This window comes from Streptomyces sp. NPDC006326 (genome assembly GCF_040612915.1).
Lineage (GTDB): Bacteria > Actinomycetota > Actinomycetes > Streptomycetales > Streptomycetaceae > Streptomyces.
The window spans coordinates 96,376-116,532 of the sequence record NZ_JBEXRC010000006.1 but is presented as its reverse complement, the minus strand read 5'-3'; the positions used below and the strand labels follow the sequence as shown (position 1 = coordinate 116,532).

Here is a 20,157-nt window from a genome sequence, read left to right as displayed (position 1 = left end):
GGGCGGCGGGCGGCTCCCCGGGAACGCCAGGGCCCCCTGCGCAGTGCGCAGGGGGCCCTGGCCACGTCGGGCCGACCGGCGGACCCGCGGACCGGACTACTCGTCCGACTCCGCCTCGGCGGTCGCAGCCGCGGCGGCCGTCTTCTTCGCCACGGTCTTCTTGGCGGCGGTCTTCTTGGCCGTCGTCGTCTTCGCCGCGGTCGTCTTCTTGGCGGCAGCGGTCTTCGTCGCCGTCGCCTTCTTCGCCGGGGCCTTCTTGGCCGTCGCCTTCTTGGCCGGGGCCTTCTTCGCGGTCTTCTTCGCCGGGCCCTTCGCCCGCTTCTCGGCCAGCAGCTCGTAGCCCCGCTCGGGCGTGATCGTCTCGACGTCGTCGTCCCGCCGCAGCGTCGCGTTCGTCTCGCCGTCCGTCACGTACGGGCCGAAGCGGCCGTCCTTGACGACGACCGGCCGCTCGCTGACCGGGTCCGTGCCCAGCTCCTTCAGCGGCGGCTTGGCCGCGGCCCGCCCGCGCTGCTTGGGCTGCGCGTAGATCGCGAGGGCCTCCTCCAGGGTGATGGAGAACAGCTGGTCCTCGGTCTCCAGCGACCGCGAGTCCGTGCCCTTCTTCAGGTACGGGCCGTAGCGGCCGTTCTGGGCGGTGATCTCCACGCCTTCGGCGTCCGTGCCCACCACCCGCGGCAGGGACATCAGCTTGAGCGCGTCGTCGAGGGTGACCGTGTCGAGCGACATCGACTTGAAGAGCGAGGCCGTCCGCGGCTTCACCGCGTTCTTGCCCGTCTTCGGGGTGCCCTCCGGGAGGATCTCGGTCACGTACGGCCCGTAGCGGCCGTCCTTCGCGACGATCTGGTTCCCGCTCACCGGGTCCTTGCCCAGCTCGAATTCCCCGCTCGGCTTCGCGAACAGCTCTTCCGCGTACTCGACGGTCAGCTCGTCCGGCGCCAGGTCGTCCGGGACGTCCGCCCGCTGGTGGCCCTCCGCGTCCTTCTCGCCGCGCTCGACGTACGGGCCGTAGCGGCCCACCCGCAGGACGATGCCCTCGCCGACCGGGAAGGAGGAGATCTCGCGGGCGTCGATCGCGCCCAGGTCCGTGACCAGCTCCTTCAGGCCGCCGAGGTGGTCGCCGTCGGCCGGCACGACCGCCGAGGCGTCCTCCGAGCCGAAGTAGAACCGCTTCAGCCACGGCACGGCCTGGGCCTCGCCGCGTGCGATGCGGTCGAGGTCGTCCTCCATCTTCGCGGTGAAGTCGTAGTCGACGAGCCGGCCGAAGTGCGTCTCCAGCAGGTTCACCACGGCGAACGACAGGAAGGACGGCACGAGGGCCGTGCCCTTCTTGAAGACGTACCCGCGGTCCAGGATCGTGCCGATGATCGACGCGTACGTCGACGGGCGGCCGATCTCCCGCTCCTCCAGCTCCTTGACCAGCGAGGCCTCGGTGTAGCGGGCCGGCGGCTTGGTCGAGTGGCCGTCGGCCGTGATCTCCTCGGCGCTGAGCGCGTCGCCCTCCGCGACCTGCGGCAGCCGCTTCTCACGGTCGTCGAGCTCGGCGTTCGGGTCGTCCGCGCCCTCGACGTACGCCTTCATGAAGCCGTGGAAGGTGATCGTCTTGCCGGAGGCGGTGAACTCGGCGTCCCGGCCGTCCGACGCCCGGCCGCCGATCTTGACGGTGACCGAGTTGCCGACCGCGTCCTTCATCTGGGAGGCGACGGTCCGCTTCCAGATCAGCTCGTACAGGCGGAACTGGTCGCCGGTCAGGCCCGTCTCGGCGGGCGTGCGGAAACGATCACCCGAGGGGCGGATCGCCTCGTGCGCCTCCTGCGCGTTCTTGACCTTGCCCGCGTAGACGCGCGGCTTCTCCGGCAGGTAGTCGGCCCCGTACAGCTGCGTGACCTGTGCCCGCGCCGCGGCCACGGCCGTCTCGGAGAGCGTGGTGGAGTCGGTGCGCATGTAGGTGATGAAGCCGTTCTCGTACAGCTTCTGCGCGACCTGCATCGTCGCCTTCGCCCCGAAGCCCAGCTTGCGCGAGGCCTCCTGCTGGAGCGTGGTCGTACGGAACGGGGCGTACGGGGAGCGGCGGTACGGCTTGGACTCGACCGACCGGACGGCGAACGAAGCGCCCTCCAGCGCGGCGGCGAGTGCTCGCGCGTTCGCCTCGTCGAGGTGCAGCACCTCGCTCTTGAGCTGCCCGTTCGCACCGAAGTCGCGGCCCTGCGCGATGCGCTTGCCGTCGACCGTGTTCAGGCGGGCGACCAGCGACGACGGGTCGCTGGGGTCACCGGCGCGGCCGGTGGAGAAGGTGCCGGTCAGGTCCCAGTACTCGGCGCTGCGGAAGGCGATGCGCTCGCGCTCGCGCTCGACGACGAGGCGGGTGGCCACCGACTGGACGCGGCCGGCCGACAGGCGCGGCATGACCTTCTTCCACAGGACCGGCGAGACCTCGTAGCCGTAGAGGCGGTCGAGGATGCGGCGGGTCTCCTGGGCGTCGACCATGCGCTGGTTCAGCTCGCGCGGGTTGGCGACGGCGTCGCGGATCGCGTCCTTGGTGATCTCGTGGAAGACCATCCGGTGGACGGGGACCTTGGGCTTGAGGACTTCCTGGAGGTGCCACGCGATGGCTTCGCCCTCGCGGTCCTCATCGGTGGCGAGGAAGAGTTCGTCGGACTCGGCCAGCAGCTCCTTGAGCTTCCTGACCTGCGCCTTCTTGTCCGCGTTCACGACATAGATCGGCTGGAAGTCGTGCTCGACGTCCACACCGAGGCGCCGGACCTCGCCCGTGTACTTGTCGGGGACCTCGGCGGCGCCGTTCGGGAGGTCGCGAATGTGCCCGACGCTCGCCTCGACGACGTATCCCGGGCCGAGGTAGCCCTTGATCGTCTTCGCCTTGGCAGGGGACTCGACGATGACGAGTCGGCGGCCGCCCTTTGCGGTCTCGCTAGTCGGGGACAACTTGGCTCTTCTCTCCGGTCGGCACTCGGTCGCAGTACGGCGACGCTGCGGAGTGTGACGGTACAACCCGCCCCCGTGTCAAACGGCACAAGCCCGCAACGGCCACTCGAACGGTAACCCGACAAGTGCCATTTCTGCCGCCCGGATACCGCGCCGGAGCGCGCCCGGTCACCGGGCCGAGTGGGCCGAGGGCCGTCTGGCCGCGCTCCCGCACCCCGTCTGACGTCCTGTTTCCGACGATGATCTACGGCCGGATGTGACCCGGGTGACCGTGGCCGGCCGGGACAACCGATCCCGGAGTCCGGCAGGCCCCGCCCCGGCGCGCAGCGCGGGCGGGCGGCTCCGCGGCACGGCCGGGACGGGGCGCACGCCCACCACCATCGGCGCGCGGCGAAAGCGCACGCGCCCCCGTCCGGACCGTCAGTGCAGCCCTGAACAGCAGGAACACGGCCGCGGAGAACCTCCGCCGACCGCCTTTCCTGCCGTTTCCCCCCTGCCCCGGGCCGCTCACGGGACCCTGCGGATCCCCCCGGATCCGCCTGGCTCCCCCCGCAGGGGAGACTGCCGGCCCTCGGGGAACACCGGGCGAACCCCGGGTTACCTCACGGGGTCACGGCGGTCGACCGGCTCCAGGAACCCCTGCTCGACGAGGACGCGGATCGCCTCGGGCGTCCGGTCCCGCAGGACGACCGGGTCCTCCTGCACCAGCTGCGCGATCGCGTCCAGGATCCGGCCCGCGGTGAGTGAGCCGTCGCACACTCCGGCGAATCCGGCCCCGACCGTGTCCACCTTGGTGGCGCGCCGCATCCCGCGGTTCTGCCGGAGCACCACGTGCTCCGGGTCCTCGGCCCCGGGCGCCCCGACCTGCTCCTGCACCACTTCCGCGGCCAGCACGAAGCGGTCCTCCAGCAGGGACGCGTCATCGTGCTCGCGCAGGTAGTCCTGGCGGGCGAAGTGCGCCAGGACCGCGTCGCCGAGCGGCTGCTCCACCGAGTGGGGCCATTCCTCGACCACGATCGACGGCTCCTGCGCATCGCTGCGGCGCAGGGTGATCCAGCCGAAGCCGACCGCCTTGGTCTTGCGGGCCTCGAACTCGTCCAGCCAGTCCTCGTAGCGCCGCGCGTACTCGGCGGGCTCGGTGCGGTGGTCTCCCGCGTCGCGCAGCCACAGCTCCGCGTACTGGGTGACGTCCTGCACGTCACGCTGCACGATCCACGCATCGCAGCCGCGCGGCACCCAGGAGCGGACCCGGTCGTGCCAGTCCTCGCCCTCCACGTGCTGCCAGTTGCCGAGGAACTGTGCGTACCCGCCCGGGTTCAGGTGCGCGCCGGCCTCCTGGACCAGGGTCCGGCACAGGTCGTCGCCGCCCATGCCGCCGTCCCGGTACGTCAGCCGGGCGCCGGGCGAGATCACGAACGGCGGATTGGACACGATCAGGTCGTACGTCGCCCCGCCGACCGGCTCGAACAGCGACCCGGTGAGCAGCTCGGCCTCCGGGGCACCCGACAGCGCCAGGGTCAGACGGGTGAAGTCGAGGGCCCTCGGGTTGACGTCGGTGGCGGTGACCCGGGTGGCGTGCTGGGCGGCGTGCAGGGCCTGGATGCCGGATCCGGTGCCGAGGTCGAGGGCGCTGGCGACGGGGATGCGGACGGTGATGCCGGCCAGGGTGGTGGAGGCGCCGCCGACGCCGAGGACGACGCCCTCCTCGCGGCTGCCGATCCCGCCGGCCCCGCCGACGGCGCAGCCGAGGTCGGAGACGATGAACCAGTCCTCGCCGTCGGGGCCTCCGTACGGGCGCACGTCGACGGTGGCGTGCACCTCGTCGCCCTCCCGGCGCAGCCAGCCGTCGGCCACCGCGGCCTCCACGGGCAGGGCGGCCGCGGCGCGTACGTACGGCTCCGGCTGCTGGAGCAGGAACAGCCGGACCAGGCTCGCGAGCGGGCCGTCGCCGGGCCCGCGGGTGGCGCGCAGGGCGGGGACCGTCTCACTGCGCGCCAGCGCGGCGTAGGCGGGGGCGCCGAGCAGGTCGAGCAGCCCGTCGGCGGTGAAGCCGGCGGCGAGCAGGGCGGTGCGCAGCTCGGCGGCGCGGTCGGGCAGGGGAAGGCTGCTGGTACTCACCCGTCCATTGTGTCGGCTGCCGCAGGCAATCGGTGCGCCGCGCTCCGGGCCGGCGCGTGCCGACCCCGGATGCGCGACCCGGCTGCTGCGCGGCCGGCCGGCGCGCACGGCATCCGGCCGCCCCGGCGGGGCGCCCCGCGCCGCCCCGGGGACGGCGGGCGCCGGCTACTTCGTCGGCGACGGCGCGCTGACCTGGCAGCCCTTCTGGCTGTTCAGGGCCTTGTCCAGGCCGCCGGTCTTGAGGCGGGCGCGGGCCTCGACGGCTCCCTTGGAGGCCTCGTCGATCCCGCCCGCGACCTCCTTCAGGCCCGCGGCGAACTTGCCCTGGTCCGCGGGGTCGAGGGCGTCCATCTTCGTCTTCAGGTCGGCGTAGCCCTTGGAGGAGGTGTTGAAGCCCGTGGCGGCGGCCTCCGCGGTGGCCTTGCCGTCCTTGACCGGCGGTTCCCCGGCCGAGCTGAGGGCGGAGGCCATGGACTTGTAGGCGTCCGAGATCTGCTGGAACGCCGCGGAGTCGGTCGTCTTGACCTCGTCGGGCTTGCTGCTCTCGGTCGCCACGCGCTTGATGTCGGCGTTGGCGGTTTCGATCTTCTTCAGCTCGGGCGACCACTGGTCGCAGACCTTCTTGGCCCAGCCGTTGGCCTTCTCGTCCCCGTCGTCGCCGCCGCAGCCGGACAGCACGAGCATCAGTACCGCACCGCCGGACACCGCGGCCGCAAGCTTCTTGTTCACCGGATTGGTCCCTTCGAAGGCTCTCGGCCCGGAAGATACACGCCCGTCATCACCGCACGCAGAAAGGCGGACAGACGGCGCGTCAGTCCGCGCCGCCTGTCCGCCGTTCGGTCGTACGTCCGAGTGGCCCCTCGGATCAGGAGACCACCGCGGGGTCGCTCGACTGTGCCACCCGCTCGGCGGGCGCCGCGGCGTCGCCGTCGGTGTCCTCGCCGACGGCGATGCCGCGGCGCTTGGAGACGTACACCGCGCCGATGATGACGGCGATGGCGATGGCCGCGACGACGGCCCGTACGGTCGCGCTCGTGTCGGCGCCGTAGCTGAACTGCACGACCGCAGGGGCGATCAGCAGGGCCACCAGGTTCATGACCTTGAGCAGCGGGTTGATCGCGGGACCGGCGGTGTCCTTGAACGGGTCGCCGACGGTGTCGCCGATGACGGTCGCGGCGTGGGCCTCGCTGCCCTTGCCGCCGTGGTGGCCGTCCTCCACGAGCTTCTTCGCGTTGTCCCAGGCGCCGCCCGAGTTGGCGAGGAAGACCGCCATCAGGGTGCCGGTGCCGATGGCGCCCGCGAGGAAGGAGCCGAGCGCGCCGACGCCGAGGGTGAAGCCCACCGCGATCGGGGTGAGGACGGCGAGCAGGCCGGGCGTGGCGAGCTCGCGCAGCGCGTCCTTGGTGCAGATGTCCACGACGCGGCCGTACTCGGGCTTCTCGGAGTAGTCCATGATCCCGGGGTGCTCGCGGAACTGGCGGCGCACCTCGTAGACCACCGAGCCCGCGGACCGCGACACCGCGTTGATGGCCAGCCCCGAGAACAGGAACACCACGGCCGCGCCCAGGATCAGGCCGACCAGGTTGTTGGGCTGGGCGATGTCCAGGCTGAGGTTCATCTCCCCGGCCTTGGCACCGACCTCCTTCACCGCGTTGGCGATGGCGTCGTTGTACGAGCCGAACAGCGCGGCCGCGGCGAGCACGGCCGTGGCGATGGCGATGCCCTTGGTGATGGCCTTGGTGGTGTTGCCGACGGCGTCCAGGTCGGTCAGCACCTGAGCGCCCGCGCCCTCGACGTCGCCGGACATCTCGGCGATGCCCTGCGCGTTGTCGGAGACGGGCCCGAAGGTGTCCATGGCGACGATGACGCCGACCGTGGTGAGCAGGCCGGTCCCGGCCAGGGCCACCGCGAACAGCGCGAGCATGATCGAGGTGCCGCCGAGCAGGAACGCCCCGTACACGCCGAGGCCGATGAGCAGCGCCGTGTAGACGGCGGACTCCAGGCCGACGGAGATGCCGGCGAGGACGACGGTGGCGGCGCCGGTCAGCGAGGACTTGCCGATGTCCCGGACGGGACGGCGGTTGGTCTCGGTGAAGTAGCCGGTCAGCTGCTGGATCAGGGCCGCGAGCAGGATGCCGATCGCGACGGCGACGAGGGCGAGGACGCGCGGGTCACCGGAGTGGCTGGTGATCGCGGGGTTGTCGACGCCGACGAGGTCCTTGTAGCTGGACGGCAGGTAGGTGAAGACGGCGATCCCGACCAGCACCAGGGAGATCACGGCGGAGATGAAGAAGCCGCGGTTGATGGCGGTCATCCCGCTGCGGTCCGAGCGGCGGGGGGAGACCGCGAAGATGCCGATCATGGCGGTGATGACGCCGATGGCGGGGACGATCAGCGGGAAGGCGAGGCCCAGGTCGCCGAAGGCGGCCTTGCCGAGGATCAGTGCGGCCACGAGGGTGACGGCGTAGGACTCGAAGAGGTCGGCCGCCATACCGGCGCAGTCGCCGACGTTGTCGCCCACGTTGTCGGCGATGGTCGCGGCATTGCGCGGATCGTCCTCCGGAATGCCCTGTTCGACCTTGCCGACCAGGTCGGCGCCGACGTCGGCGGCCTTGGTGAAGATGCCGCCCCCGACACGCATGAACATGGCGATCAGGGCGGCGCCGAGGCCGAAGCCCTCCAGGACCTTGGGGGCGTCCGCGGCGTAGACCAGGACGACGCAGGAGGCGCCGAGGAGGCCGAGGCCGACGGTGAACATGCCGACGACGCCGCCGGTGCGGAAGGCGATCCGCATGGCCTTGTGGGCGACGTCGGTGAGGTCCTTGGCGGGCTCGCCCTCGGCGGGGGTGGCCTCGCGTGCGGCGGCGGCGACGCGGACGTTGGCGCGGACCGCGAGGCGCATGCCGATGTAGCCGGTGACCGCCGAGAAGAGGGCGCCCACGAGGAAGAAGGCGGAACGTCCCGCCCGCTGGGTCCAGTCGTCGGCGGGAAGCAGGAACAGCAGGAAGAACACGACGACGGCGAAGACGCCGAGCGTGCGCAACTGCCGGCCCAGGTAGGCGTTGGCGCCTTCCTGGACGGCTGCCGCGATCTTCTTCATGCTGTCGGTTCCCTCGTCGGCGCCGAGGACCTGGCGGACCAGGATCTGCGCGACGACAAGTGCGGCGAGTGCCACGGCCGCGATCACCATCACGATGAGCCGATTGTCATCGGTGAGTACTGCGGCTGCCAGATCAGTGGTGCGATCCGGCGCGATAGGGGTGAAGAGCCCCGTCATTCGTCCTCCTTGACGTGATGAGCTCAAGATGTGGACGGATTGTAGGGAGCGGACTCGGATCAAAACAGTACGCGGGAAACGGAATTGGCCTTCTCTTGCTCCTCAGCAATAGATCCCGTCACTCCATTACCCTCGAAAGAGGTAATGGGGCAAAGGCATTGACGGGTGGTCATTGATCTAGAAAATACCGTCAGGGCATGAAAAAGGCCCTGCTCAGCAGGGCCTCGAATAAGATCTGATGATCCGTTTCCCGTGTTGTCCCACCGGCCGTTCTCGCACGGTCGCGGGGAGGCTGGGCTACGGGGCTCCGGATTCGGCTGCGGCATCCGCTGCGGCTTCGGACGACCTGGAAACGGGCCAGCTCATCCGGATCGTCCCGCCCGCCTCGCCCGAGGTGACCTCGACGTCGTCGACGAGGCCGCTGATGACGGCGAGGCCCATCTCGTCCTCGCTGTCCACGTCCGGGTCCAGGGCGGCGTCCAGGCCGGGCATGGCGGCGGCCGGCCCGCCGGCCGGGCCGGGGACCCCGTCCCCGACCTCGATGGAGAACACCTTCTCCTCCTCGGTCAGGACGACCCGGACAGGCTCGGTCAGCCGGTTGCTGAGGTGCAGTCCGACGGCGCGCGAACAGGCCTCGCCCACGGCGAGGCGGACCTCGTCGAGCACGGCTTCGTCCACCCCGGCCCGCCGCGCCACGGCGGCCGCGACCAGGCGGGCCGTACGGACGTGTTCGGGCTGGGCGCTGAAGCGCAGTTCAACGATGGCCATGCGCGTCCCCCTCGGACTACGGGCGTGCCTTGCAGGGGCGCGAACCGCTACGGTCCGTGCCCCCGCTCCTCTTCGGCTCCCCCGGGGCGCCGGACGGCACCCCGGGCAAGGAGCCGTCAGTCGGTGGCCGCGACGGCGTCTTCCACCGTCGTGTGGATCGGGAACACCTTGGTCAGACCGGTGATGCGGAAGATCTTCAGGATGCGCTCCTGGTTGCACACCAGACGCAGCGAGCCCTCGTGCGCCCGAACGCGCTTGAGACCTCCCACGAGCACACCAAGCCCGGTGGAGTCGAGGAAGTCCACTCGCTCCATGTCGACGACCAGGTGGTAGCTGCCGTCGTTCACCAACTCGACCAACTGCTCGCGCAGCTTGGGCGCGGTATACACATCAATCTCGCCACCGACCTCCACGACCGTGCGGTCGCCGACAGTGCGAGTCGACAGGGACAGGTCCACGGATCCTCCAGCACCTTGCTATCGAGCGGCGCCCCCCAGGGGCCTCCCCGGCCCGGAGGCAAGGGAGGGATTGGCTGCCGCGATGGCATTCAATCACTTACCGGCAGGCGCGCACGACGCCTTCGGACCATTGTCCCGCACGCCGGTGACACACTCAGTTCCAATGGCCAATACTCACCGCCCCGGTCGGCCCACGGCCCCTGCGGACCCCCGACCCACTCCCGGCACGGTTCTGGACCGCCTGTCACGGGGGCCTTCGCGAGCTGCGCGCATCACTCATACGGAGCACTTGCCCCCTCGGGAGGGTCGTCATGCAGTGTGGCCCGACCGCATCCGAACGGATGTCGTAGCGGCCGTCCAGGCCGCGGGCATCGCCCATCCGTGGGAGCACCAGGCCGCGGCCGCCGAGCACGCCCTGGACGGCGCGTCGGTGGTCGTCGCCACCGGCACCGCCTCGGGCAAATCGCTGGCGTACCTGGTCCCCGTGCTGTCGGCCCTGGCGGACGGCGCCGAGGCCCCGAACGGGCGGGGCGCGACCGCCCTCTACCTGGCCCCCACCAAGGCCCTGGCGGCCGACCAGTGGCGGGCCGTACGGGGACTCGCCGCCCCGCTGGGCAACGCCGTCCGGCCGGCCGTCTACGACGGCGACACGCCGGTCGAAGAACGCGAATGGGTGCGCCAGTACGCGAACTACGTGCTCACCAACCCCGACATGCTGCACCGGGGGATCCTGCCCGGCCACGCACGCTGGTCCTCCTTCCTGCGCACGCTGCGCTACGTGGTGATCGACGAGTGCCACACCTACCGGGGCGTATTCGGCTCCCACGTGGCCCAGGTCCTGCGGCGGCTGCGCCGGCTGTGCGCCCGCTACGGCGCCGACCCGGTGTTCCTGCTGGCCTCCGCCACGGCGAGCGACCCGGCGGCCGCCGCCTCCCGGCTGACCGGGGTGCCGGTCACCGAGGTCGCCGACGACGCCTCCCCGCGCGGCGAGGTGGTCTTCGCCCTGTGGGAGCCGCCGCTGACCGACCTGCGGGGCGAGAAGGGCGCCCCGGTGCGGCGCACCGCCACCGCCGAGACCGCCGACCTGCTGACCGACCTGGTCGCCCAGGGCGTCCGTACGGTCGCCTTCGTCCGCTCCCGGCGCGGCGCGGAGCTGATCTCGGTGATCACCCAGGAGCGGCTCGCCGAGGTGGACCGGTCCCTGCCCGGGCGTGTCGCGGCCTACCGCGGCGGCTACCTGCCCGAGGAACGCCGGGCCCTGGAGCGCGCCCTGCACTCCGGGGACCTGCTGGGGCTGGCCGCCACCACCGCCCTGGAGCTGGGTGTGGACGTCTCGGGCCTGGACGCCGTGCTGATCACCGGCTACCCGGGCACCCGGGCCTCCCTGTGGCAGCAGGCGGGCCGGGCCGGGCGGGCCGGGCAGGGCGCCCTGGCGGTGCTGATCGCCCGCGACGACCCGCTGGACACCTACCTGGTCCACCATCCCGACGCCCTGTTCCGCCGACCGGTGGAGGCCACGGTCCTGGACCCGGACAACCCGTACGTCCTGGCCCCCCACCTGTGCGCGGCCGCGGCCGAGCTCCCGCTGACCGAGGCCGACCTCACCCTCTTCGGCCCGGCGGCCGAAGGCCTCCTCCCCCAGCTGGAGGCGGCGAAGCTGCTGCGGCGCCGGGCGACGGCCTGGCACTGGACCCGCCGGGAGCGCGCCTCGGACCTGACGGACATCCGGGGGGAGGGCGGCCGGCCGGTGCAGATCGTGGAGGCCTCGACGGGCCGCCTGCTGGGCACGGTCGACGAGTCCGCGGCCCACACCGCCGTCCACGACGGGGCCGTCCACCTCCACCAGGGCCGCACCTACCTCGTGCAGCGGCTGGACCTGGAGGATTCGGTGGCACTGGTCGAGGAGGCCGACCCGCCCTTCTCCACCACCGCCCGCGACACCACCTCCATCGCCATCCTGGAGACGGAGACCGAGGTCCCCTGGGGCGACGCCCGGCTCTGCTACGGCTCCGTGGAGGTCACCAACCAGGTCGTCTCCTACCTGCGCCGCAAACTGATCACCGGCGAGGTGCTCGGCGAGGCCAAGCTGGACCTGCCGCCCCGCACCCTGCGCACCCGGGCCGTGTGGTGGACGGTCACCGAGGACCAGCTCGACGAGGCCCGGATCAACCCGGAGATCCTCGGCGGCGCCCTGCACGCCGCCGAGCACGCCTCCATCGGCCTGCTCCCGCTGTTCGCCACCTGCGACCGCTGGGACATCGGCGGGGTCTCCATCCCGCTCCACCCGGACACCCTCCTTCCGACGGTCTTCGTGTACGACGGCCACCCCGGCGGCGCGGGCTTCGCGGAGCGCGCCTTCCACACCGCCCACGCCTGGCTGACGGCCACCCGCGATGCCATCGCCTCCTGCGAGTGCGAGGCCGGCTGCCCCTCCTGCATCCAGTCCCCCAAGTGCGGCAACGGCAACGACCCCCTCCACAAGCGCGGCGCCATCCGCCTCCTCACCCGCCTCCTCTCCGAGGCCCCACCCCCGCCCCAGGGACCCGCACCAGACGCCTCGTGACCCCACCCCGCCCTCCCCGACCGGGCCGCTCCACCACCGCCCGAGGATTGGACCGACCCCGTTACTCCGAACGGGTGACAACACCCCCGGCGGTGCCATCCGGGCGTCGGGCCGGCCTAACGGCCCGACCACTCGGTGCGGGGCGCCGGGGCCGGGGCCGCGGGTGGCTCCGGCCCGGGCGGCGGGGCCGGCTCCGGCTCGGGCGGCGGGTGCTTCGCCGCGGGGGCCGGCCGGAGGGGTGGGCCTGCCCGGGCGGTGATCGTCGGGTGGAAGGGGCCGGTGGCGGGGCGGGCCGACACCGCGGCCACCTCGCCGTGGAGGGTGCAGGCCGCCAGGGCCGCGCCCTGGGCTCCGGCCACTCTCCGGGCCGCGGCACAGGCCTGCTCCGGGCCGTGGGCCCAGGTGGCCGCCGCCGCGAGGGCCGCCAGGTCGGCCCCCGCCGCCGCACGGTGGCGGGCCACCACGGCCTGGCCGAGCAGCAGCACGCCGCCGAACACCGCGCCCAGGACCGTCGCCACCAACGCAGCCCACACGGTGGCCGAGCCCCGGTCCCGGCTCATGGCGGCGGCCCCACGCTGTCCTCGGCCAGCGCCACCGCCTGCGCGCCGAGCCGTACGGGCAGCGCGCCCGGGCCGGGCGCGGGCGCCGTCACCCGCACCCGCCACAGGTCGCCCTCCCGCTCCAGCCCCACCCGGGCCCCCGGCGGGGCGGCGGCGCGGGCCGCCGCCACCGCCCCCTCCGCCGTCTCCGAGCGGGCCGCCGCCCGGGCGCCCGCCCGCGCCGCGTCCACACACCGGATCTGCGCGGCCGCCGCCATCAGCGCCCACACCAGCAGCGTCGCGAACAGCACCAGTGCGGGAATCACCAGAGCGGCTTCCGCCGTCACATATCCACGGTCGCCCCCGGCCCTCCCATTTCCCTCAGAACGGCACATCGAGCGCCTTCCCGATGGTCGACTGAAGGGCCGTGGAGACCACTTCACTCGTCACCACCTTGTACAGAACGGCAGCGAATGCACAGGCCGCGATCGTGCCCATGGCGTATTCCGAAGTGGACATCCCCGCATCGCGCGTCCGGCCGCTCAGCGCCGACCGCAGCCGAAACCAGATGATCCTCATGACGACCTCCCGTTGATCTTTTTTTTGACGTGATCTCAGTTGTGATTCATGGATGTGAGTTCAGCGGTGCTCCAAGGCCCGCTCAGGTGCCGGAGAGAAGGCCGGAGGCCATTCCGATCACCACGGGAGCCACTCCCACCGCCAGGAATGCGGGCAGGAAACACAGCCCCACCGGCGCGGTGACGAGGACCGCCGCCCGCTGCGCCCGGGCGCCCGCCTGCCGGGACCGGTCCTCCCGCAGGGCGGTCGCCAGGCGGGAGACCGGCTCCGCGGCCGGAGCCCCGGTCCGGGCGGCCCGCTCCAGGCATTCGGCGAGCGGCCGCGCCCCCGGTATCCCGGCCAACCTCCCCCACGCCGCCCCCGGTTCGCCGCCGAGCCGCAGCTCCGCCCCGGCCAGCGCCAGCCGCTCGCCCACCGGCCCGCCCAGCGACTCGCCCACCACCTCGGCGGCCTCCCCGGGCGCCGCTCCCGCCGCCAGACAGGCCGCCAACAGATCGGCGGCGAACGGCAGCTGACGCTCCGCCTCACGCGGGTCCACCGCAGCCGGCGGGCGCTCGCGGCGCAGCCACCGCCACACGCCGAAGGCCACTGCACCGCCGGCCAGCACCCCGGGGAGCCCTCCGACCAGCACCCAGGCCGCCGCCAGGGACCCCAGCGGCGCCGCCCATGCCGTCACCACCCGCCGGACTCCCGGCCCGAACGCCGGCCCGCGCCGTGCCGGTTCGGCGGCCAGCAGCCCGGCGAACCTGCGCCGGGCCGCCCGGCGCCGGATCCGCGCCGCCACCGCCCGGGCCGCGCACAGGCCCGCCACCGCGAGGCACAACACTGTCCCCAGCCTGTGGATCACCATCTCCTCCATCACCGCTCCCCCGCCCGGACGATCCGCCGGCACCACAGCAGCCCCAGCGCCTCCAGCACCCCGCCCGCCACCAGGCAGGCCCACCCGACCGGGCTGTGCAGCAGCACCCGCAGCGGATCCGCTCCCAGCCCGGTGCCGATCAGCAGCCCGACCAGCGGCAGCAGGGCGAGCACCACCGTCGTCGACCTCGCGCCCGCCAACTGGGCCCGCAGCGACTCCTGGCGGTCCCGCTCGGCCCGCAAGGCCCCTTCCAGCCGGTCCAGCCCGGCCGCGAGCCCCGCGCCGCCGTCCACCGAGATCCGCCAGCAGGCGGCCATGCCGGCCAGCCCCTCCGCGCCCGGCTCGGCCGACGCCGTCCGCAGCGCCTCCGGCACGTCCCCGCCGAACGCCGCCGCGGCCAGCACCGCCGCTTCCGCCGCCCCCGGTCCGCCGGGGCCTGCCACCGTGCGCCGTATCGCCGCGGTCAGCGCCTGCCCGGGCTGCGCGCCCGCCCGCAGCTCACCCACCGCCGCCCCGCACAAGGCGATCACCTGTGCGGCCCGCGCCGCACGCTCCTGCTCCCGGCCGCGGACCCGCAGCCACCGCCGCACCAGGGGCACCGCCGCGGCCCCCACCACCAGCGGGATCAACGACCGCCCGAGCAGGCCCACTGCGAGCCCGACCCCGAGGCAGCCCCACTCCCGCCACCGGGCGGCCCGCACCCGCACCGCGATCACCAGCCGCTCCCGGCGCACCGGCCCGCGCGGCACCACGGCACCACCCCCGGCCAGCACCACCCGGGCCCGCCGCGACACCCGGTCGCCCCCGGCCAGGACCCAGGCCGCCGTACCGGCACAGAGCACACCGGCGAACAGGGACACCGGCATCACCGGCACGCCGCTCATCGGGCACCTCCCAGCAGCGGCCGCAGCCGCTCCCAGCCCTGCTCCCGGACGAACCCCCGGGCCGCCCACCGCAGCGCCGGTACGGTCACCACCAGCCCGGCGGCATCCCGCTCCAGCACATGGAGCTCCGCCACCCGGCGCCGCCCGGCCCGGTCCCGGACCAGGTGGATCACCAGGGTCAGGGCGGCCGCCACCTGGCTGTGCAGGGCGGCCCGATCGAGCCCGGCCACCGTCCCGAGCGCCTCCAGCCGGGCCGGCACATGAGCGGCGGCATTCGCATGGACCGTGCCGCAGCCCCCCTCGTGGCCGGTGTTGAGGGCGGCCAGCAGATCCGCCACCTCCGCGCCCCGGACCTCACCCACGACGAGCCGGTCCGGGCGCATCCGCAGCGCCTGCCGCACCAGGTCCGCAAGGGTGACCAGGCCGGCCCCCTCCTGATTGGCGGGACGGGTCTCCAGCCGCACCACGTGGGGATGGTCCGGCCGCAGCTCGGCCGAGTCCTCGGCCAGGACGATCCGCTCCCCGGGACCGACCAGGCCGAGCAGGGCGCTGAGCAGGGTGGTCTTGCCGGTGCCGGTCCCTCCGGAGACGAGGAAGGACAACCGGGCCTCGACCATCTCCCGGAGCAGCCGCTGCCCGCCCGGCGGCAGCGTCCCCGCCTCGACCAGCTCCTCCAGCGTGAACGCCCTCGGCCGCACCACCCGGAGCGAGAGGCAGGCCGAGCCGACGGCGACGGGCGGCAGCACGGCATGCAGCCGGGTGCCGTCCGGCATCCGGGCGTCCACCCAGGGCCGGGCGTCATCCAGCCGCCGGCCCGCGACGGCGGCCAGCCGCTGGGCGAGCCGCCGCACGGCCCCGGCATCGGCGAAGGTCACGCCGGTCAGCTCCAGCCCGCCACCGCGGTCCACCCACACCCGGTCCGGGGCGGCCACCAGCACATCGGTGACCTCCTGGTCGGCGAGGAGCGGTTCCAGCGGGCCGGCACCGACCAGTTCGGACCGCAACTCGGCGGCCGCGCCCAGCACTTCCGCATCGCCCAGCAGTCGGCCCTGAGCGCGCAGGGCCGCCGCCACCCGGGCCGGGGTCGGTTCCGCCCCGCTCTCGGCCAGCCGCCGGCGCACCGCGTCCAGCAGCACCGCGCTCATGCCGCCACCCCCGGGGCGGGACCGAGCGCCCGCCGCCAGAAGCCGTCGCAGAACCGGGCCAGCGCACCCCGCCCCTGCGCACCCGGCGGTTCCCCCTCGGCGACCCGCCCCGGGAGCCCCACCTCGACCGGCACCTCACCGGCCAGCGGAACCCCCAGCAGCCCGGCCACCGCCTCGGCGTCGAGCCCGCCCGGGCAGCGCCCCCGTACGACGACGCGCACGTCCCGGGCCACCATCCGTACACCCGCCGCGACCCGGCCCGCCGCAGCCACCGCACGCAGCTCGCCCGGCACCACCAGCAGCACCAGGTCCAGCTGGGCCAGCGCCTCGGCCACGGCTTCGTCCACCCGCCGCGGCAGGTCCACCACGACGACCCCGCCCCGGCGCCGCGCGGCGGCCACCACCGAGCGCATCGCAGCGGGCGGCACCACCACGCGCTCACCGCGGTCCCAGCTGAGCACCCGCAGCGCATGGAGTTCGGGCAGCGATTCCTCCAGCGCCCCGGCGCCGACCCGGCCCCGCGAGCCGGCGAAGTCGGGCCAGCGCAGCCCTTCGGCGCTCTCGCCCCCGAGCAGCACGTCCATGCCGCCGCCGAGCGGATCCCCGTCGATGAGGATGGTCCGCTCGCCCGCCCGGGCGGCCCGCAGGGCGAGAGCGCAGGCCAGGGTGGAGGCCCCGGCCCCGCCGCTGCCGCCGATCACCCCGACGGCCAGGGCCGGCCTTCCCGCTCCCTCCACCACATCGGCGATCCGGTCGACGAGCCGGCTCTCGGCATCGGGGAGCCGCAGCACCTCCTCGGCCCCGATCTCCACCGCCCGCTGCCATACGAGGGGGTCGTCGAGGTCCCGGCCGACGAGGAACACCCCGTCGCGGCGCGGGGCCCCGCGCACCCGGCGGGCGGCATCGTCACCCACCAGGACGAGCGGGGCGCTCTCCCACCCGATGCCCCCGCGCTCCCGCTCCGCGCCCGCGGCACCGCCCTCACCCCATCCGCCCCGTCCATCGCCGCCACCGCCACCGCCTCCGCCACTCCCGACCGCGCCGGGCTCGGGGACCGCATGCTCCACATGCGGCTCCGCGCCCGCGGCGGCGCACAGCCGCAGCAGATCGTCGAGCAGCAGCGGATCCTCGGTGATGATCAGCGGTCGACCGCCCGTGGCGCCCGCACCGCTCCCGGCCCCCGCGCCGCCGCCGACGGCCGCGCCGCCCTCGGCCCGCACACGGCTCGCTGGCCTGATTGCGCCCGCCGTGACGAGGTCCGATGCTTCACACGACTTCGATCCAGCCACGATCTCCGCCCCCTTCTCACTGCAAATCCCGGCGCCGCGGACTTCGCGGCCGGAATCACCGTGCAGCGATCCGGAAAAAGAAGTGGATCTTGCTCGAAAACTGTGGACAACGGGAGCGTTGTGAATAACTCCGTCACCCCGGCAGGTGAGTTCCATAGCGCACCGGAACCACTACGCACCGTGACGAGTCTGAAGGGGTGAGGGCCTTCGCCACGCAGGCCCACCGGAGAAGGAGGGCTGCAGGGATGGTCACTTGGGGCCGAAGGCAGGGACGCGAACCGCGTCCGGACATGCGACGACCCCCGCCGGGGGGGAGAGCGGGGGTCGTCCCCACGGTCCGACTCGGGGGGGGAGGAGCCAGACCGGGTTAGCACGGTCGCGAACGATCCGTGACTTCCATGGTGTACCCGAGAGCCTCCTCAGGCAAACCCACGCGCCACACCTTACGCCGAATGGTGGGCGCATATGCTCGGGGCGTGGAAATCCAGCCCTTGCCGCACTCGTCGCCCCGCACCGCAGCCTTCTTCGACCTGGACAAGACGGTCATTGCGAAGTCAAGCACTCTGACGTTCAGCAAGTCCTTCTACCAGGGCGGTCTGATCAACCGCCGCGCCGTGCTGCGCACCGCCTATACCCAGTTCATCTACCTGGTCGGCGGAGCCGACCACGACCAGATGGAGCGGATGCGGGAGTACCTGTCCGCCCTCTGCAAGGGATGGAACGTCCAGCAGGTGCGCGAGATCGTCGCCGAGACCCTGCACGACCTGATCGACCCCCTCATCTACGACGAGGCGGCCTCCCTCATCGAGGCCCACCACACGGCGGGCCGGGACGTGGTGATCGTGTCCACCTCCGGGGCGGAAGTGGTCGAGCCCATCGGGGAGATGCTCGGCGCGGACCGGGTCGTCGCCACGCGCATGGTCATCGGCGAGGACGGCTGCTTCACGGGTGAGGTCGAGTACTACGCGTACGGGCCCACCAAGGCCGAGGCCGTGCGGGAGCTTGCCGAGTCCGAGGGGTACGACCTCTCGCGCTGCTACGCCTACAGCGACTCGGTCACCGACATCCCCATGCTGGAGGCGGTGGGCAATCCCCACGCGGTCAACCCGGACCGGGCCCTGCGGCGGGAGGCCGTGGCCCGGGAGTGGCCCGTACTGGTGTTCAACCGGCCGGTCCGCCTGAAGCAGCGGCTGCCCGGGCTGTCCATGCCGGCGCGGCCGGCGCTGGTCGCAGCGGCCGCGGTGGGCGCGGCCGCCGCCACCGCCGGGCTGGTCTGGTACGCCAGCCGCCGCCGGGCCAGCGCCCTGGCCGCCGCAGCCACGGCCTGACCTCCACACGGGCCCTACGCCGGCCAGCGTCACACCGGCCCCGCACGACCCGCCCACCCCACCCATTCGGCCCGCCCGGCCCGCCGCCACCGCCCCGCGGATTCCGCGATCCCGGGGCCGGCCTGCGGCGATATCAGGTGTCCGGTGCGTCCCGAACTGGGCTGGAAAGTAAAAAAAGTGGCCAGGGGTTCCGCTTCGCCCCCAAGCGGAGTAGAAAGGAGTCACGGCCCGCGAGACCAAAGAACATCCGAGAGGATCATCTTTAAAACGCAGTAAGGCCCACGGACCGAAGCAGGAACGCTTAGCACCCACGCGACGTCGACCCGTCGATTACGGGCCAGCCGCACCAGGTGACGGGCAAAGTTCCCGACCTGATGGGCAACATCGAGGACGCTTGGTAACTGGGCGTGAATGCCAGCGGCGACACCACAGCAAGACGGTGTCGCCGCAACCCTGTGTACGGGCGGTTACGCTCGCCCGGACGACTCAGGCCGCGCCGCGCTGCAGCGCCTCGCAGACCGCCGTCGACTCGCGGGCGCCGAGCTCGATCGCCCGCCCGCAGTGCGCGATCCAGGCCGCCATCCCGTCCCCGGTTCCGGAGACATAGCCCTCGAAGGCCGCCAGGTAGGCCTCCGCCCCCTGCTCCGCGTGCCCCACCTCCGCCGGGCAGATCGCCTTCGGGTCCAGACCGCTGTTGATCAGCACGATCCGCTCGGCCACCCGCGCGACCAGGCCGTTGTACGAGGCGAAGGGCCGAAGCGCCAGCAGCTCGCCGTGCACCACGGCCGCCGTGACGAGCGCCGGGGCCGAGCCGCCCGAGATGATCAGACGGGAGAGCCCGTCCAGCCGCCCCGCGACCTCGTCCGCACTCGGCAGCGGCAGGTCGACCAGCGGTTCGTCCACCGGTTCACCGGCCAGCCTCGGCCGTCCCACCACATCGCCCTCGGCGGTCGAGCCCGCTGCCACCAGGTGCAGGCGCGCCAGCACCCGCAGCGGCGACTGGCGCCAGATGCTCAGCAGTTGGCCCGCCTCCGCCGTCAGCCGGAGGGCGGCGCCCACCGTGCGCGCCTCCGCCTCCGCGCCGAAGTCGGTGCGCCGGCGCACCTCCTCCAGTGCCCAGTCCGCGCCGGACAGGGCGGCGCTCGCACGCGCTCCGCGCAGCGCCGCCTCCGAGGTGATCTCCCCGCTGCGCCGGCGCATCACCCGGTGCCCGTAGACGCGGTCCACGGCCTTGCGTACGGAATCCACGGACTCGGCGACACCCGGGAGCGATCCCAGGGCGGCCAGCGGGTCAGAAGCGCTACTCATAAGTAAGGAGCCTACGCACTGCGGCGCCATAGCACCGCCCCCTCCTTGGAGTGGTCTTCTTCACTCACCTGGAGCACGCAGCGCAACCGATCGACTACG

16 protein-coding genes are annotated in these 20,157 nt (G+C 73.2%); 2 read left to right on the top strand and 14 right to left on the bottom strand.

Translation table 11 applies throughout. From position 1 onward, the window contains the following. Window positions 1-96: 96 nt before the first annotated feature. From topA to bldG, 6 genes are all read right to left on the bottom strand, one after another. Window positions 97-2,943 (bottom strand): type I DNA topoisomerase, encoded by a 2,847-nt coding sequence (topA, locus tag ABZ128_RS07145; protein WP_356846558.1) that lies wholly within the window; start codon window positions 2,941-2,943, stop codon window positions 97-99. Window positions 2,944-3,540: 597 nt separating this feature from the next. Continuing rightward, window positions 3,541-5,061 (bottom strand): class I SAM-dependent methyltransferase, encoded by a 1,521-nt coding sequence (locus ABZ128_RS07140; protein WP_356846557.1) that lies wholly within the window; start codon window positions 5,059-5,061, stop codon window positions 3,541-3,543. Window positions 5,062-5,226: 165 nt separating this feature from the next. Further along, entirely contained in the window at window positions 5,227-5,790 is a 564-nt protein-coding gene (locus ABZ128_RS07135) for a small secreted protein (protein ID WP_356846556.1), read from the bottom strand. A gap of 136 nt (window positions 5,791-5,926) precedes the next feature. After that, the gene (locus ABZ128_RS07130; protein WP_356846555.1) at window positions 5,927-8,338 is read right to left on the bottom strand and encodes a sodium-translocating pyrophosphatase; all 2,412 of its coding nucleotides are present in this window, start codon (window positions 8,336-8,338) and stop codon (window positions 5,927-5,929) included. 297 nt (window positions 8,339-8,635) lie between these two features. Then, entirely contained in the window at window positions 8,636-9,106 is a 471-nt protein-coding gene (locus tag ABZ128_RS07125; protein ID WP_356846553.1) for an ATP-binding protein, read from the bottom strand. Window positions 9,107-9,222: 116 nt separating this feature from the next. Then, complete coding sequence (bldG, locus tag ABZ128_RS07120) at window positions 9,223-9,564, bottom strand: anti-sigma factor antagonist BldG (protein WP_030152678.1); 342 nt, start codon at window positions 9,562-9,564, stop codon at window positions 9,223-9,225. An 82-nt stretch (window positions 9,565-9,646) separates the two neighbouring features. Here bldG and ABZ128_RS07115 point away from each other — a divergent pair, with 82 nt between their 5' ends. Continuing rightward, window positions 9,647-12,127 (top strand): DEAD/DEAH box helicase, encoded by a 2,481-nt coding sequence (locus ABZ128_RS07115; RefSeq protein ID WP_356846551.1) that lies wholly within the window; start codon window positions 9,647-9,649, stop codon window positions 12,125-12,127. 116 nt (window positions 12,128-12,243) lie between these two features. Here ABZ128_RS07115 and ABZ128_RS07110 read toward each other — a convergent pair whose 3' ends face one another. The 7 genes from ABZ128_RS07110 to ssd form a co-directional block, all read right to left on the bottom strand. Beyond that, window positions 12,244-12,687: an Rv3654c family TadE-like protein gene (locus tag ABZ128_RS07110; protein WP_356846549.1), complete on the bottom strand. Its 444-nt coding sequence runs from the start codon at window positions 12,685-12,687 to the stop codon at window positions 12,244-12,246. Beyond that, window positions 12,684-13,061 carry a TadE family type IV pilus minor pilin gene (locus tag ABZ128_RS07105; RefSeq protein ID WP_356846547.1) on the bottom strand — a complete coding sequence of 126 codons (378 nt, stop codon included), beginning with the start codon at window positions 13,059-13,061 and terminating at the stop codon, window positions 12,684-12,686. Before ABZ128_RS07105 ends, ABZ128_RS07110 begins: the two co-directional genes overlap by 4 nt. Beyond that, a complete protein-coding gene (locus tag ABZ128_RS07100; RefSeq protein WP_356846546.1) occupies window positions 13,048-13,245 on the bottom strand; it encodes a DUF4244 domain-containing protein in 198 nt (65 codons plus the stop codon). Before ABZ128_RS07100 ends, ABZ128_RS07105 begins: the two co-directional genes overlap by 14 nt. 82 nt (window positions 13,246-13,327) lie before the next feature. After that, window positions 13,328-14,104 carry a type II secretion system F family protein gene (locus tag ABZ128_RS07095; RefSeq protein WP_356846544.1) on the bottom strand — a complete coding sequence of 259 codons (777 nt, stop codon included), beginning with the start codon at window positions 14,102-14,104 and terminating at the stop codon, window positions 13,328-13,330. Further along, window positions 14,104-14,988, bottom strand: coding sequence for a type II secretion system F family protein (locus ABZ128_RS07090; RefSeq protein WP_356846543.1), 885 nt, complete (start codon window positions 14,986-14,988; stop codon window positions 14,104-14,106). Before ABZ128_RS07090 ends, ABZ128_RS07095 begins: the two co-directional genes overlap by 1 nt. After that, the gene (locus tag ABZ128_RS07085) at window positions 14,985-16,133 is read right to left on the bottom strand and encodes a TadA family conjugal transfer-associated ATPase (protein ID WP_356846541.1); all 1,149 of its coding nucleotides are present in this window, start codon (window positions 16,131-16,133) and stop codon (window positions 14,985-14,987) included. The genes ABZ128_RS07090 and ABZ128_RS07085 overlap by 4 nt, the downstream gene beginning before the upstream one ends. After that, the gene (gene ssd, locus ABZ128_RS07080; RefSeq protein ID WP_356846696.1) at window positions 16,130-17,275 is read right to left on the bottom strand and encodes a septum site-determining protein Ssd; all 1,146 of its coding nucleotides are present in this window, start codon (window positions 17,273-17,275) and stop codon (window positions 16,130-16,132) included. Before ssd ends, ABZ128_RS07085 begins: the two co-directional genes overlap by 4 nt. 638 nt (window positions 17,276-17,913) lie before the next feature. Between ssd and ABZ128_RS07075 the strand changes: the two genes are divergently transcribed. Further along, entirely contained in the window at window positions 17,914-18,750 is an 837-nt protein-coding gene (locus ABZ128_RS07075; RefSeq protein ID WP_356846695.1) for an HAD-IB family hydrolase, read from the top strand. Window positions 18,751-19,236: 486 nt separating this feature from the next. Here the strand turns inward: ABZ128_RS07075 and ABZ128_RS07070 are convergent, their stop codons facing one another. Next, window positions 19,237-20,058: an oxidoreductase gene (locus ABZ128_RS07070; protein ID WP_356846539.1), complete on the bottom strand. Its 822-nt coding sequence runs from the start codon at window positions 20,056-20,058 to the stop codon at window positions 19,237-19,239. Window positions 20,059-20,157: the final 99 nt, after the last annotated feature.

What these genes read in the sequence shown, in the direction of transcription:
- ABZ128_RS07130 (WP_356846555.1), bottom strand. Translation starts at nt 8,338, where the DNA reads ATGACGGGGCTCTTCACCCCTATCGCGCCGGATCGCACCACTGATCTG.
- ABZ128_RS07125 (WP_356846553.1), bottom strand. Translation starts at nt 9,106, where the DNA reads ATGGCCATCGTTGAACTGCGCTTCAGCGCCCAGCCCGAACACGTCCGT.
- ABZ128_RS07115 (WP_356846551.1), top strand. Translation starts at nt 9,647, where the DNA reads ATGGCATTCAATCACTTACCGGCAGGCGCGCACGACGCCTTCGGACCA.
- ABZ128_RS07110 (WP_356846549.1), bottom strand. Translation starts at nt 12,687, where the DNA reads ATGAGCCGGGACCGGGGCTCGGCCACCGTGTGGGCTGCGTTGGTGGCG.
- ABZ128_RS07105 (WP_356846547.1), bottom strand. Translation starts at nt 13,061, where the DNA reads ATGTGCCGTTCTGAGGGAAATGGGAGGGCCGGGGGCGACCGTGGATAT.
- ABZ128_RS07100 (WP_356846546.1), bottom strand. Translation starts at nt 13,245, where the DNA reads ATGAGGATCATCTGGTTTCGGCTGCGGTCGGCGCTGAGCGGCCGGACG.
- ABZ128_RS07095 (WP_356846544.1), bottom strand. Translation starts at nt 14,104, where the DNA reads ATGGAGGAGATGGTGATCCACAGGCTGGGGACAGTGTTGTGCCTCGCG.
- ABZ128_RS07090 (WP_356846543.1), bottom strand. Translation starts at nt 14,988, where the DNA reads ATGAGCGGCGTGCCGGTGATGCCGGTGTCCCTGTTCGCCGGTGTGCTC.
- ABZ128_RS07085 (WP_356846541.1), bottom strand. Translation starts at nt 16,133, where the DNA reads ATGAGCGCGGTGCTGCTGGACGCGGTGCGCCGGCGGCTGGCCGAGAGC.
- ABZ128_RS07070 (WP_356846539.1), bottom strand. Translation starts at nt 20,058, where the DNA reads ATGAGTAGCGCTTCTGACCCGCTGGCCGCCCTGGGATCGCTCCCGGGT.